General features: G+C 63.9%; 9 protein-coding genes. 4 read left to right on the forward strand and 5 right to left on the reverse strand.

All coding sequences use genetic code 11. From position 1 onward, the window contains the following. Positions 1-70: 70 nt before the first annotated feature. The 4 genes from NKI32_RS06840 to NKI32_RS06855 form a co-directional block, all read right to left on the reverse strand. Positions 71-523 carry a DUF983 domain-containing protein gene (locus NKI32_RS06840; RefSeq protein ID WP_031194788.1) on the reverse strand — a complete coding sequence of 151 codons (453 nt, stop codon included), beginning with the start codon at positions 521-523 and terminating at the stop codon, positions 71-73. Next, positions 523-2,829 carry a ribonuclease R gene (gene rnr, locus NKI32_RS06845; RefSeq protein ID WP_353002351.1) on the reverse strand — a complete coding sequence of 769 codons (2,307 nt, stop codon included), beginning with the start codon at positions 2,827-2,829 and terminating at the stop codon, positions 523-525. The genes NKI32_RS06840 and rnr overlap by 1 nt, the downstream gene beginning before the upstream one ends. A gap of 4 nt (positions 2,830-2,833) precedes the next feature. Continuing rightward, positions 2,834-5,497 (reverse strand): type I DNA topoisomerase, encoded by a 2,664-nt coding sequence (gene topA, locus NKI32_RS06850; RefSeq protein WP_023695425.1) that lies wholly within the window; start codon positions 5,495-5,497, stop codon positions 2,834-2,836. Positions 5,498-5,815: 318 nt separating this feature from the next. Next, positions 5,816-6,193 carry a COG4315 family predicted lipoprotein gene (locus NKI32_RS06855; protein WP_023748538.1) on the reverse strand — a complete coding sequence of 126 codons (378 nt, stop codon included), beginning with the start codon at positions 6,191-6,193 and terminating at the stop codon, positions 5,816-5,818. Between the two features lie 218 nt (positions 6,194-6,411). Between NKI32_RS06855 and NKI32_RS06860 the strand changes: the two genes are divergently transcribed. From NKI32_RS06860 to NKI32_RS06875, 4 genes are all read left to right on the forward strand, one after another. Next, the gene (locus NKI32_RS06860; protein WP_023748539.1) at positions 6,412-7,161 is read left to right on the forward strand and encodes a cytochrome c biogenesis CcdA family protein; all 750 of its coding nucleotides are present in this window, start codon (positions 6,412-6,414) and stop codon (positions 7,159-7,161) included. Positions 7,162-7,284: 123 nt separating this feature from the next. Next, positions 7,285-8,658 (forward strand): bifunctional UDP-N-acetylglucosamine diphosphorylase/glucosamine-1-phosphate N-acetyltransferase GlmU, encoded by a 1,374-nt coding sequence (gene glmU, locus NKI32_RS06865; protein ID WP_023748540.1) that lies wholly within the window; start codon positions 7,285-7,287, stop codon positions 8,656-8,658. Positions 8,659-8,852: 194 nt separating this feature from the next. Next, positions 8,853-10,676 carry a glutamine--fructose-6-phosphate transaminase (isomerizing) gene (gene glmS / locus NKI32_RS06870; RefSeq protein ID WP_023691170.1) on the forward strand — a complete coding sequence of 608 codons (1,824 nt, stop codon included), beginning with the start codon at positions 8,853-8,855 and terminating at the stop codon, positions 10,674-10,676. Positions 10,677-10,768: 92 nt separating this feature from the next. Further along, positions 10,769-11,539, forward strand: coding sequence for a DUF502 domain-containing protein (locus tag NKI32_RS06875; RefSeq protein ID WP_031193123.1), 771 nt, complete (start codon positions 10,769-10,771; stop codon positions 11,537-11,539). Here NKI32_RS06875 and recG read toward each other — a convergent pair. After that, a complete protein-coding gene (gene recG / locus NKI32_RS06880) occupies positions 11,491-13,599 on the reverse strand; it encodes an ATP-dependent DNA helicase RecG (protein WP_353002353.1) in 2,109 nt (702 codons plus the stop codon). The two genes, NKI32_RS06875 and recG, sit on opposite strands and share 49 nt — an antisense overlap. Positions 13,600-13,648: the final 49 nt, after the last annotated feature.

The following is a 13,648-nucleotide window of genomic DNA, read 5'->3' on the forward strand; positions in this document are numbered from 1 at the left end:
AACTTCTGGCAAACGAAAGTGGCCTTTCACGGTCGGCATGTTGCGCCAGGCGACATTGCCCTGACGCAAACTAGGTTCCGGGATGCGGCTCGGTGCCGTCTTTTTCGCCGCCGAAGCCGTGCATATAGAGCGCCCATTGCAGTCCGATGACGGCGCCCTTGACCGGTTGCAGCAGAGCGACCGACAGCACGATGGTCAACGGCACCCAAATGGCGATGTGCTGCCACATGGAGAGCGTCGAGGTCGCCTCAACGCCCATGAAGGCGCCGAGAACGATGTGGCCGACAATGACGATGACGAGATAAGCGGGCAGGTCGTCGGCGCGGTGGTGGTGGAACTCCTCACCGCACACGGCGCATTTGTCGACACTTTTGGTGAAGCCGGCGAACAACCTGCCTTCGCCGCAATGCGGGCAGCGGCCAAGGGCGCCGCGCTTCATCGCCGTCCACAGCGGGCGGGCGACTCGGCCCGAATGATGTTCGCCGCCGAAAACCTGCTTCTGGATTCCCATTTCGCTTGCCATTATCGTCTCCTGCCGCGCGACCCCGGGCGCGATTGCGACGCGCGGGCGCGGCCTTTTGCCTTGTGAAACGACCGTTTGGAGCCGGGCAGGGGCTTCGGGTCGGTCAGCATCTCGAAACGCATCGCGCCGGCCATAGGCGCCACCTCGATCAGGCGAACCTCGACGCGGTCGGCAAGCTGATAGCCCTTGCCGGTGCGTTCTCCGAACAGCGATCGCGCGGTTTCGTCATATATATAGTAATCGCCATCCAGACTTGACACCGGGATGAAGCCATCTGCGCCAAACTGCGGCAATTGGACAAATAGTCCCGATTTGGTGACGCCCGAAATGCGGGCGTCGAACCGGTCGTCGATGCGCTCGGCGAGGTAGGCAGCGATCAGCCGGTCGACGGTGTCGCGCTCGGCCGCCATGGCGCGGCGCTCGGTGCCGGAGATCAGCACCGCGACGTCTTCCAGCCGCGTCTCTTCGTCCTGCGTCAGCCCGCCAGGGCCGAGCCCAAGTGCGGCAATCAGCCCGCGATGCACGATCAGATCGGCATAGCGGCGGATCGGCGAGGTGAAATGCGCGTAGCGCTTCAGGTTGAGGCCGAAATGGCCGATGTTCTTGGGCGAATATTCGGCCTGACTCTGCGAGCGCAGCACCACTTCGTTGACCAGCCCCTCATTGTCGGCGCCACGCACGCGCTCGAGAATGCCGTTGAACTGGGCGGGCCGCATCTGCGCGCCACGCGCCAGCGACAGGCCGAGCGTCTGCAGGAACTCGCGCAGCGATTCCTGCTTGGCCAGCGACGGCGCATCGTGGACGCGGTAGACCAGCGCCTGCTTCTTCGCTTCCAGCGTTTCGGCGGCGGCGACATTGGCCTGGATCATGAATTCTTCGATCAGCTTGTGGGCGTCGAGCCGCTCCGGGACGACGACGCGGTCGACGGTGCCGTCCGGCTTGAGCAGGATCTTGCGCTCGGGCAGATCAAGCTCGAGTGGCTGGCGGCCATCGCGGCCGCGCTTGAGGATGGCGTAGGCGTCCCACAGCGGCTTCAGCACCGTATCGAGGATCGGGCCGGTCTTGTCGTCAGGAAGGCCGTCTATCGCGGCCTGGGCCTGCGGATAGGCGAGCTTTGCCGCCGATTTCATCATGACGCGGTGGAAGGTGTGACGCAGTTTGCGGCCATCGGCGGCAAAAATCATGCGCACGGCAAGCGCGGGACGGTCCTGGCCTTCGCGCAGCGAGCACAGGTCGTTGGAGATGCGCTCTGGCAGCATCGGCACGACGCGGTCGGGGAAATAGACAGAATTGCCGCGTTTCAGCGCCTCGCGATCGAGTGCGGTGCCATAGCGGACATAGGCTGCAACATCGGCGATCGCCACCATGGCGATCACGCCGCCGGGGTTCTTCTCGTCGAGGTCGGGCGTGGCGAAGACGGCGTCGTCATGGTCCTTGGCGTCGGCCGGGTCGATGGTCACCAGCGGCAGGTCGCGCCAGTCCTCGCGGTGAGCAAGCGTCGCCGGTTTTACCGCCTCGGATTCGGCGATGACGTCGGCCGGGAAGATATGCGGAATGTCGTGCGCGTGGATGGCGATCATCGAGACCGCCTTTTCGCTGGTCAGCGAGCCCAGCACCGCCACCACTTTTGCGCGCGGCAAACCATACCGGGAGGCCCGCGCGGGCTCGACCTCGACAAGGTCGCCGTTCCTGGCGCCGTTCTGGAATTCCTTGTCGACGATCAGTTCGGGCTGGCGACGTTCCACCGGCTCGATGCGGAAGGTGCCGTCCTGAAGGATACGAAAGACGCCCAGCACGGCATCTGTCCGCTTCTCGAAAATCTTCATTACGCGGCCCGTATAGGCGGGCCCGGTCGCATCGTCGGTCGGGAAGGTCTTGGCCAGCACACGGTCGCCGATGCCCGGCTGCGGGCCATTGCCGCCGCGCGAGACGCGGATCGAGACGACGGGCGGTTCGCCGGTGCCTACGGGCTCGGCAGGATGCGCCAGCAGGATGCCGTCGCCATCGCGGCCAAAAATGTCGAGTACGGCGACATGCGACAAGGCGCCGACACGGGCCAGCCGTTTGCGCTCCTTGGTCAGGATGCCTTCGTCCTGCAGGTCGCGCAGAATGTCCTTCAGCCAGATGCGGTCGTCGCCGCGCAAGGCAAACGCCTTGGCGATGTCGCGTTTTCCCGCGCGGTCGGGGTTCTCGGCGATGTAGCGCAGGATTTCGTCACGCGAGGGCCTGTAGTCGTCCTTGACCTTGGCCCTCGTGTCGGCGGTGCGCGGATCGCCGTGGCTTCTACCGGTGATCCTGCGCGCCACGCTGCTATCCCTTTTTCTTCGCCGCCGGCTTCTTGGTCGCCGACTTCTTGGCTGTGGTTTTCTTGCCAGTGGTTGTTTTGGCAGTGGTTTTCTTGGCTGTGGGGGCCTTGGCGGCTGCCGCCTTGCGGAACGGCTTCTTGCCGCCGCCCTTGGCTTCCTTCTCGGCGATCAGCGCCAGCGCGTCCTCGACGGTCACCGACTGCGGATCCTTGCCCTTGGGCAGTGTCGCGTTGACCTTGCCGTAGTTGACATAGGGCCCATATTTGCCATCGCGCACGACGATCTTGCCCCCGCCATCGGGATGGTCGCCGAGTTCCTTCAGCGCCGCCGCAGTGCCGCCATTGCGGCCGCCCTTGCCCTTCAGCTGCTTCTCGGCGATCACGGTGACAGCGCGGTTGAGGCCGATCGAGAACACATCCTCTATGCTGTCGACATTGGCATAGATGCCATCATGCAAAACGAATGGACCATAGCGGCCAAGCCCGGCGGAGATCATCTTGCCGGATTCAGGGTGCTTGCCGATATCGCGCGGCAGCGACAGCAGCGCCAAGGCCTTTTCATGGTCGATCGAGTCGGGCGTCCAGCCCTTGGGCAGGCTGGAGCGCTTGGCTTCCTTGCCGTCGCCGCGCTGGATATAAGGACCGAAGCGGCCTGAGCGCAGCGTGATTTCCTCTGCCGTGTAGGGGTCCTTGCCGAGGACCTTGGTGCCGTCCTCGCCGCCGCCATTCTCGCCATTCGGGTTGGCGGCATCGCCGAGTTGGCGGGTAAAGGAACATTCCGGATAGTTGGAGCAGCCGACGAAGGCGCCGAACTTGCCGAGTTTCAGCGACAGATTGCCGGAGCCGCATTTTGGGCAGATGCGGGGATTCGAGCCATCCTCCCGCGCGGGGAACACCAGCGGCGCCAGTTCCTCGTTCAGCGCGTCGAGCACGTCAGTGACGCGCAGTTCCTTGATGTCGGCGACGGCGCCGGAAAAATCTTTCCAGAAGTCACGAAGCACGTCCTTCCAGGCGAGCTTGCCGTCGGAAATCTCGTCAAGCTTTTCCTCGAGTGAGGCCGTGAAGTCATATTCGACATAGCGCTCGAAGAAGCTTTCGAGGAAAGCCGACAGCAGCCGGCCCTTGGCCTGCGGCACCAGCCGGCGCTTGTCGATGGTGACGTAGTCACGGTCTTCCAACGTCTTCAGGATCGCGGTGTAGGTCGACGGACGGCCGATGCCGAGCTCTTCCAGCTTCTTGATCAGCGACGCCTCGGAGTAGCGCGGCGGCGGCTCGGTGGTGTGCTGGGTGGCATTGATCGCCTGACGGGCCAGCTGCTCGCCGGCACGGATCTCGGGCAGACGACGGTTTTCCTCGTCTTCGGCGTCGTCGTCCTTCTGGTCGGTGTAGGCGGCGATGAAGCCGTCGAAGCGAACGACGGAACCGACGGCGCGAAGCTCCGCGGTGCGAGCGCCATTGACCGCCTCGATTTCGACCGTGGTACGCTCGATCTCGGCCGACTGCATCTGGCTGGCGATGGCGCGCTTCCAGATCAATTCGTAAAGCCGCAGCTGGTCGGAATCGAGATATTGCCTGACCGAAGCCGGCGTGCGCATGAAATCGGTCGGGCGGACCGCCTCGTGCGCTTCCTGGGCATTCTTGGCCTTGGCTGTGTACTGGCGCGGCTTTTCCGGGAGGTATCTTGGGCCGAATTCCTTGGCGATGGTGTCGCGGGCGGCGTCGATCGCCTCCGGCGCCATCTGCACGCCGTCGGTTCGCATATAGGTGATCAGGCCGGTAGTCTCGCCGCCGATCTCCATACCTTCATAGAGGCGCTGCGCCACCTGCATGGTGCGCGTCGCCGAAAAGCCGAGGCCGGACGATGCCGCCTGCTGCAGCGTCGAAGTGGTGAAGGGCGGGCCAGGATTGCGCCTTGTCGGTTTGGCTTCCACCGACAGAGCCTTGAAGGTCGCGCCTTCGAGCATGCCCTTGATATCGTCGGCCTGCGCCTTGCTGGCGATGTCGAGCTTCTGCAGCTTCTTGCGCTCGAACGCGGTCAGCCGCGCCTCGAAGCTGTCGTTACGTGGCGTGCCGAGGAGGGCAGCGATCTGCCAGTATTCCTCGCGGATGAAGCGCTCGATCTCGGATTCGCGGTCGCAGACCAGGCGCAGCGCCACCGACTGGACGCGGCCGGCCGAACGGGCGCCCGGCAATTTGCGCCACAGCACCGGCGACAGCGTGAAGCCGACGAGATAATCGAGTGCGCGGCGAGCCAGATAGGCATCGACCAATGGTGCATCGATCTGGCGCGGATTGGCCATCGCTTCCAGCACCGACGACTTGGTTATGGCATTGAAGACGACGCGGCTGACCGGCTTGTCCTTCAACACGCGCTTCTGCTTGAGCACCTCCAGCACGTGCCAGGAAATGGCTTCGCCCTCGCGATCCGGATCGGTGGCGAGGATCAGGCCATCGGCATCCTTGACCGCGTTGGCGATGTCGGTGAGACGCTTTCCGGAAGCGGTGTCGACCGCCCAGGACATGGCGAAATCCTCGTCGGGACGCACCGAACCATCCTTGGCCGGCAGATCGCGGACATGGCCGAACGAGGCCAGAACCTTGAAGTTCTTGCCGAGATACTTGTTGATTGTCTTTGCCTTGGCCGGCGATTCGACGACGACGACGTCCATGAGGTCTCATATCAGCTGTGGGGGCGGCAGAAGAATTCCGCTGCGTGACGCATTCAATTGGTCGCTCACATGGCCGCGCTTTTGCGATCGGTCAAGGGCAAGCGGCCAAAATGCGGAGGCGTGTGCCGCAATACACTCTTAGAGTGTATGGAGAAGATCACAAAATTTTTTGTCTGGGAGGGTTCGTGTTTCGAGCCACCGGGAAAGGTGCCGCGACCAGTTCGTGCTGCCCGTAAATGCCGAACTGGCCGCCGGGTCGCTTGGAGCCGGCGGCCAGCCGAGTCCCGCCGATGGGGTGCGGGATAGAGGTTCGGACGATCAGTCGGCCTTGACGATGTGCCAGACTTCGCCGACGCCGTCGCCGGTGACGTCACCGGCCTTCTTGTCCTTGATGAAGGTGTAGACCGGCTTGCCGTCATAGGCCCACATCTTGGTGCCGTCGGTGCGGTCGACGATGGTCCATTCGTCGTCCGCCTTGGCGCCGTCCTCGGCCTTCAGCGGCGGCCAGTTGGTGGCGCATTTGTCATAGCAGTTGGTCTTGCCCTTCTCGTCCTTGTCATAGGTATAGAGCGTCATGCCGTTGGCATCGGTGTAGATCTTGGTGCCAGCGACTTCCGCTTCCTTCCACGCTTCGGCGGCGAAGGATGCGGCGGTGCTGAGCAGAAGGGCGGCCAGGCCGACGGTGATCGTTTTCATGGAAATCTCCCTGGTGATCCGACGAAGCGCGCAGAAACCGCGGCTTCGCTCTGTGAACGTTCGGCGAGGGACATTTCTTCCCCGGCTTGGTCAACCTGGGATTGGCCGACAACAATTCGTCCGGCCGGATCGTATCTGTAGCCAAATTCCACACGATGGTGATTGGCGAACACGATTTTGCGTCGCTATATCGGCGCCAAGGAATCTGGAGTTCTGGAATGCCATTGGACATCGGCTATGTCAGCGCGGTCGGAGCGGGGGCGATCTCGTTCCTGTCGCCTTGCGTGCTGCCGCTGGTGCCGCCCTATCTCTGCTACATGGCCGGCGTGTCGGTCGACGACTTTCGCGGTGGCGGTGCCGGCGTCACGGCCAAGGCCGGCGCCCGCGGCGCGCTCATCTATTCCTCGCTCGCCTTCGTACTCGGTTTCTCCACCGTGTTCGTGGCGCTTGGCGCCGGCGCCTCGACCATCGGCCACTGGCTGCGCGTCTGGCAGGAGCCGCTGGCGATGGCGGCCGGGGTGCTGATCGTCCTGATGGGGCTGAATTTCCTCGGCATCCTGCGCATACCACTTCTGTCGCGCGAGGCGCGCTTTCAGTCGCAGGGCAAGCCTGCCAGCATGGTCGCCGCCTATGTCATGGGGCTGGCCTTCGCCTTTGGCTGGACGCCGTGCATCGGCCCGGTGCTGGGGCCGATCCTGACCTTGGCCGGCGGCCGCGAGACGGTGGGCGAGGGCGCTCTTCTGCTTGCCGCCTATTCGCTTGGCCTCGGCATTCCGTTCCTGATTGCTGCCCTGTTCTCCGGCGCCTTCATGCGCTTCCTGGGCAGGTTCCGCGTCCATCTCGGCCGCGTCGAAAAGGCGATCGGCGCGCTGCTGGTTATCGCCGGCGTGTTCTTCCTCACCGGTGGCGTGCAGACGGTGTCCTATTGGCTGCTGGAGACATTTCCGGTGCTGGGCCGGCTGGGGTAGAGATCCGCTGATCGAGAGTGAACTGCCTCATCACCTCACCGGAATTTAACCGCATTGGTGCAGCATGACGCCAGATGCTACCACTCTCCGATTCCTGATCCCTTTTCAGATGGTTGTCCTTCCATGAGCCAGAGATCCTGTCTGTCCGTCATCCTCGCCGCCGGCGAAGGCACGCGCATGAAGAGCGCTCTGCCCAAGGTGCTGCACCAGATCGCCGGGCTGCCGATGGTCGCCCATGTTGTGAAGGCGGCCGGGGCCGCCGGTGCTGCCAGCCAGGCGCTGGTGATCGGCCATGGGGCGGAGGAAATGCGCAAGGCTGCGGCGAAGTTCGCCCCCAAGGCCGAGACGTTCGTGCAGGAGAAGCGGCTCGGCACCGCGCATGCCGTGCTGGCCGCACGCGGTGCAATATCAAGGGGTTATGACGACATTCTCGTGATGTTCGGCGACACTCCGCTGATCGATGCTGAAGCCCTGGTGACCGCACGGCGAAAGCTTGCCGATGGCGCGGCCGTCGTGGTGATCGGTTTCCGTCCGCTCAGCCCGGCCGGCTATGGCCGGCTGATCGAAAAGGGCGGCAAGCTGACTGCCATCCGCGAAGAGAAGGACTGCTCCGCCGAGGAAAAGAAGATCGGCTTCTGCAATGCCGGCATGATGGCGGTGGCCGGCGCTCATGCGCTCGAACTGCTCGACAAGGTCGGCAACAAGAACGCCAAGGGCGAGTTCTATCTCACCGACATCGTCGAGATCGCCAGCGCGCAGGGCGTAGATGTCGTTGCCACCGAAACCAGCTTCGAGAGTGCGCTAGGCATCAACAACCGAGCCGAACTGGCGCAGGCGGAAGACATCTGGCAGACGCGTCGCCGGCACGAGGCGATGCTGTCGGGCGTAACGCTGATCGCGCCGGAGACCGTGTATTTCTCGCACGACACCGAAATCGGCGCCGACACGATCGTCGAGCCCAATGTCTGGTTCGGCCCGGGCGTGAAAATTGCAACCGGGGCCAAGATACACGCTTTCAGCCACATAGAGGGCGCCACCATCGCCTCCAATTGCGACGTCGGTCCGTTCGCGCGGCTCAGGCCTGGCGCCGATCTGAGGCAAAAGGCCAAGGTCGGCAATTTCTGCGAGGTCAAGCAGGCGGTCATCGAGGAGGGCGCCAAGGTCAATCATCTGACCTATATCGGCGATGCCCGTGTGGGCGCGGGGGCCAATATCGGCGCCGGCACCATCACCTGCAACTATGATGGTTATTCAAAGTTCTTCACCGATATCGGCGAGGGTGCCTTTGTCGGCTCGAACTCGTCGCTGGTGGCGCCGGTTTCCATCGGCAAGGGTGGCTACATCGCCTCGGGCAGCGTCATCACCGAAAGCGTGCCGGACGATGCGCTGGCCTTCGGCCGCGCCCGCCAGAAGACCATTCCCGGGAAAGGCAAGGAATTGCGCGAGCGCTTTGCCTCGGCCGCGGCGGCGAAGAAAAAGGCCGGCACCGACCATTAACCGCCGAAGCAATTGAACAACCGAGGAATTGCGGTAACCGGATTGCAAGAGCGGTGTGTCATGGTGCATCGGGTTGAGAAGCGTTCCGTTACACCAGACGAAATGCAAAGTGACTTTCGCGGCGGGCCGGCAATCCCTAGATAACGCTGGTTTTCCATCGGGACTGGTTTTCCAGGTGAATCGGGGGCAGGCGCATGTGCGGTATCGTCGGAATTGTCGGCCAGAGCCAAGTCGCGCCGCTCATTGTCGATGCTTTGAAGCGGCTTGAATATCGTGGCTATGACTCCGCCGGAGTCGCCACCGTCGAGAAAGGTGCGCTCGGCCGCCGCCGCGCCGAAGGCAAGCTCATCAACCTCGAACGCCGGCTGAAGGAAGAACCGCTCGACGGCACCATCGGCATCGGCCACACGCGATGGGCGACCCATGGCGTGCCCAACGAGACCAACGCCCATCCGCATTTTTCCAACGGCGTCGCCATCGTTCACAACGGCATCATCGAGAATTTCGCCGAGTTGCGCGATGAGCTGATCCGCGACGGCTATTCCTTCTCGTCGCAGACCGACACCGAGGTCGTAGCGCATCTGGTGGCGCGCGAACTGGCCAAGGGGCTGAAGCCGATCGAGGCCGCGCACCAGGCGCTGAAGCGGCTGGAAGGCGCCTTTGCGCTGGCCATCATGTTCACCGGCGACGAGGACCTCATCGTCGGCGCCCGCAATGGTCCGCCTCTGGCCGTCGGCCATGGCGATGGCGAGATGTTTCTGGGCTCCGACGCCATCGCGCTGGCGCCGTTCACCAATTCCATCACCTACCTCGAAGACGGCGACTGGACGGTGGTGCGCCGCGATGGCGTCACCATCTTCGACATCGACGGCAAAGAGGTTGCCCGCAAGCGCCAGCAATCACTGTCGACCAGCTTCATGGTCGACAAGGGCAACCGCCGCCATTTCATGGAAAAGGAAATCCATGAACAGCCCGAAGTGATCTCGCATACGCTGGCGCACTATGTCGATTTCGTCTCTGGCGTGTCGAAGCCGCTGGAACTGCCGTTCGACTTTGCCAAGATCGGCCGGCTGGCGATCTCGGCCTGCGGCACCGCCTATCTAGCCGGCCTGATCAGCAAATACTGGTTCGAGCGCTATGCGCGGCTGCCGGTCGACATCGATGTCGCCTCGGAATTCCGCTACCGCGAAATGCCGTTATCGGCGGATGATGCCGCCTTCTTCATCTCGCAGTCCGGCGAAACCGCCGACACGCTGGCCTCGCTGCGCTATTGCCGCAAGGCGGGCATGAAGATCGGCGCCATCGTCAATGTGCGCGAATCGACCATGGCGCGCGAATCCGACGTCGTGCTGCCGACGCTGGCCGGGCCGGAGATCGGCGTCGCCTCGACCAAGGCTTTCACCTGCCAGCTTTCGGTGCTGGCCTCGCTGGCGGTGCGTGCGGGTGTGGCGCGCGGCACGATCTCGAAGGATGAGGAAAAGACGCTGGTGCGCGCTCTTTCGGAGGCGCCTCGCTACGCCAACCAGGTACTGAAGCTCGAAGAGCAGATCGAGCGCATCGCGCGCGAAATCTCGCGCTACAAGGACGTGCTCTATCTCGGACGCGACACCAATTTCCCGCTGGCCATGGAAGGCGCGCTGAAACTCAAGGAAATCTCTTACATCCATGCCGAGGGTTATGCCGCGGGCGAACTGAAGCACGGGCCGATCGCGCTGATCGACGAGAACATGCCGGTCATCGTCATCGCGCCGCATGATCGCATCTTCGAAAAAACCGTGTCGAACATGCAGGAAGTGGCGGCGCGCGGCGGCAAGATCATCCTGATCACCGACGCCAAGGGCGCGGCGCAGGTCAGCGTCAAGACGATGGAGACGATCATCCTGCCCGACGTGCCGGAAATCATCTCGCCGATCATCTATGCGCTGCCGATCCAGATGCTGGCCTACTACGCCGCCGTGTTCATGGGGACGGACGTCGACCAGCCGCGCAACCTGGCGAAATCGGTGACGGTGGAGTAGTCGGCGCTCATCGGGGGTCTAAAAAACTTCGCAGTTCCAAAGCGCCGTCCGCTTCACTAGTGTGGCGCTGCAACCCGCGTCCCCGGTGAACCATGTCCGATGCTCCCAGAACTTCAGGCATGACCCGGCTGAGGAACTATTTCCTCACAGGCTTTATCGTCTGCGCGCCGCTGGCGATCACCGCCTATATCGCCTGGTCGTTCGTCGGCTGGGTCGATTCCTGGGTGAAGCCGTACATTCCGGCGCGCTACAGCCCCGACACCTATTTGCCGTTTCCGGTGCCCGGCTTCGGCCTGATCGTGGCGCTCGTGCTGATCACGCTGATCGGCTTCATGACCGCCAACATCGTCGGTCGCGCCATCGTCAATTTCGGCGAACGGCTGCTTGGCCGTATGCCGCTGGTGCGCGGCATCTACGGTTCGCTGAAGCAGATTTTCCAGACGGTGCTGTCGAACAAGGGCGATATGTTCCGCCAGGTCGGGCTGGTCGAATATCCGCGAAAAGGCGTCTGGTCGCTGGTCTTCGTCGCCAGCGAGAAGGAAACCGAGATCAACCAGAAGCTCGACCATGCAGGCGACCCGATGATCGCCGTGTTCATGCCGTGCACGCCGAACCCTACCACCGGTTTCCTGATGTACGTGCCGAAATCCGACATCGTGCTGCTCGACATGACGATCGAGGACGGCGCCAGGCTGATCGTCTCGGCCGGGCTGGTGGCGCCCGAAGTCAAGCCGAAAATGGTGACTATGAACGGCCAGCCGATCGACGGAGATCTCGCCAACCCGCCGCTTGGCGGGCTGATCGCCGAGGGCGCTCAGCCGGCGCGCAAGAGCCGTACGGCCTCGTCGCGGCCGAACAAATAGAGCAGCAGGCGCAGCGCCTCGCCGCGCTCAGACTGTAGTTCCGGGTCGCGCGACAGGATCAGCCTTGCATCGTCGCGGGCTGCTTCGAGCAAGTCGGCGTGCACCTCGATGCGCGCCACCTGGAAGCCCGGCGTGCCGGACTGGCGGGTGCCGAGCAATTCGCCTTCGCCGCGCAGCTTCAGATCCTCTTCGGCGATCAGGAAACCGTCCTCGGTCTCGCGCATCACCGACAGCCGGCGTTTTGCCGTCTCGCCGAGCGGGTCCTTGTAAAGCAGCACGCAGGAAGAAGGCTTGTCGCCGCGGCCGACGCGGCCGCGCAACTGGTGCAGTTGCGCCAGGCCAAAACGTTCGGCATGCTCGATGACCATGATGGTGGCATCCGGCACGTCGACGCCGACCTCGATGACGGTGGTGGCGATCAGGATGCGGGTTTCGCCGGCCTTGAAGGCGCGCATCGCCTCGTCCTTTTCGGCGCCCTTCATGCGGCCGTGGACGAGGCCGATGCGATCGCCGAACAAGGGCTGCAGCGAGGCAAATCGGTCCTCGGCCGACATCAGCTTGATCTCTTCGGATTCCTCGACCAGCGGGCAGATCCAGTAGATCTTCTGGCCGTCGGCAACCGCGTCCAGCATGCGACCGACCAGTTCGTCCAGCCGTTCCAGCGGCAGCGTGACGGTGCGGATCGGCTGGCGGCCGATCGGTTTTTCCGTCAGCTTGGAGACGTCCATGTCGCCGAAGGCGGTCAGCACCAGAGTGCGCGGGATCGGCGTCGCCGTCATCACCAGCATGTCGGGGGCGTCGCCCTTGGCGGTGATGGCAAGCCGCTGGTGGACGCCGAAGCGGTGTTGCTCGTCGACCACGGCAAAGACGAGGTCGTGATAGGCCACCGTTTCCTGGAACAGCGCATGGGTGCCGACGACGATGTCGATCTCGCCGCTGGCGAGACCTGATAGCGTTTCAGTGCGTTCGCGGCCCTTTTCGCGGCCGGTCAGGATAGCGACGCGCAGGCCGGCCTGTTCGGCCAAAGGCGTGATCGTCGCCAGATGCTGGCGCGCCAGGATTTCGGTCGGCGCCATCAAGGCCGCCTGGCCGCCGGCCTCGACTGCGCGCCCCATGGCCAGCAGCGCCACCACCGTCTTGCCGGAGCCGACATCGCCTTGCAGCAGGCGCAGCATGCGCTCGGGGTCGGCCAGATCGGCATTGATTTCGGCAAGCGCGAATTCCTGGCTGCCGGTCAATGAATAGGGCAGGGCTGCGCGCAGTTTCTCGACGATGCGACCGTCGCCGATGAGCGGCCGGCCCGACAGGCGGCGCACTTTTGCCCGCACCAATGCCAGCGAGACCTGGCCGGCGAGAAGCTCGTCATAGGCAAGGCGGCGCCATGCCACCCCCTCGATGGCGACATCGATCGGGTCCGCGGGATAGTGGACCCGGGCGAGCGCGTCGGCAAAGGCCGGAAAGGTCTGCTTGCGCATGAAGGCAGCGTCCTGCCACTCCGGCAATTCCGGCAGCCGGCCGAGCGCCTGGCCGATGGCGCGGCGCAGCACCTTGCCCGACAGGCCGGCGGTCAGCGGATAGACCGGTTCGACCAGCGGCAGTGTTTCCGCCTCGCTCACCAGGGCGACATGGTCGGGATGGACCATGGTCGGGCGGCCGTTGAACCACTCCATGCGGCCGGAGACGACGACATGCTCGCCCACCGGCATCGCCTTTTCGAGATAGGCGGCATGGGCGTGGAAGAAGATCAGGCCGATCTCGCCGGTGTCGTCATGGGCATAGACGCGGTAAGGCACCGACCGGTTGCCGCGCGGCGGCGGCTGGTGGCGGTCGATGCGCACGTCGAGTGTGACGATGGCGCCGGCAGGCGCAAGCGCGATGCCGGGACGATTGCGACGGTCGATGACGGTGTGCGGCAGCACGAACAACAGGTCGCCCGCGCGCGCCGGCCGTTCGCCGAGATCGGCCGCCACTACCTTCTCGATCAGAGCGCCAACCTTGGGGCCGACGCCGGCAAGCGAAGTGATGGGGACGAAGAGAGGGTCGAGGAGGGAGGGGCGCATGGCTTTACTCTCCCCCCTGTGGGGAGGGTCGATCCGCGAAGCGGAGCGG

This window comes from Mesorhizobium sp. M0761 (assembly GCF_040320205.1).
Taxonomy (GTDB): Bacteria; Pseudomonadota; Alphaproteobacteria; order Rhizobiales; family Rhizobiaceae; genus Mesorhizobium.

What these genes read in the sequence shown, in the direction of transcription:
- NKI32_RS06840 (WP_031194788.1), bottom strand. Translation starts at nt 523, where the DNA reads ATGGCAAGCGAAATGGGAATCCAGAAGCAGGTTTTCGGCGGCGAACAT.
- topA (WP_023695425.1), bottom strand. Translation starts at nt 5,497, where the DNA reads ATGGACGTCGTCGTCGTCGAATCGCCGGCCAAGGCAAAGACAATCAAC.
- NKI32_RS06855 (WP_023748538.1), bottom strand. Translation starts at nt 6,193, where the DNA reads ATGAAAACGATCACCGTCGGCCTGGCCGCCCTTCTGCTCAGCACCGCC.
- NKI32_RS06860 (WP_023748539.1), top strand. Translation starts at nt 6,412, where the DNA reads ATGCCATTGGACATCGGCTATGTCAGCGCGGTCGGAGCGGGGGCGATC.
- glmU (WP_023748540.1), top strand. Translation starts at nt 7,285, where the DNA reads ATGAGCCAGAGATCCTGTCTGTCCGTCATCCTCGCCGCCGGCGAAGGC.
- glmS (WP_023691170.1), top strand. Translation starts at nt 8,853, where the DNA reads ATGTGCGGTATCGTCGGAATTGTCGGCCAGAGCCAAGTCGCGCCGCTC.
- NKI32_RS06875 (WP_031193123.1), top strand. Translation starts at nt 10,769, where the DNA reads ATGTCCGATGCTCCCAGAACTTCAGGCATGACCCGGCTGAGGAACTAT.
- recG (WP_353002353.1), bottom strand. Translation starts at nt 13,599, where the DNA reads ATGCGCCCCTCCCTCCTCGACCCTCTCTTCGTCCCCATCACTTCGCTT.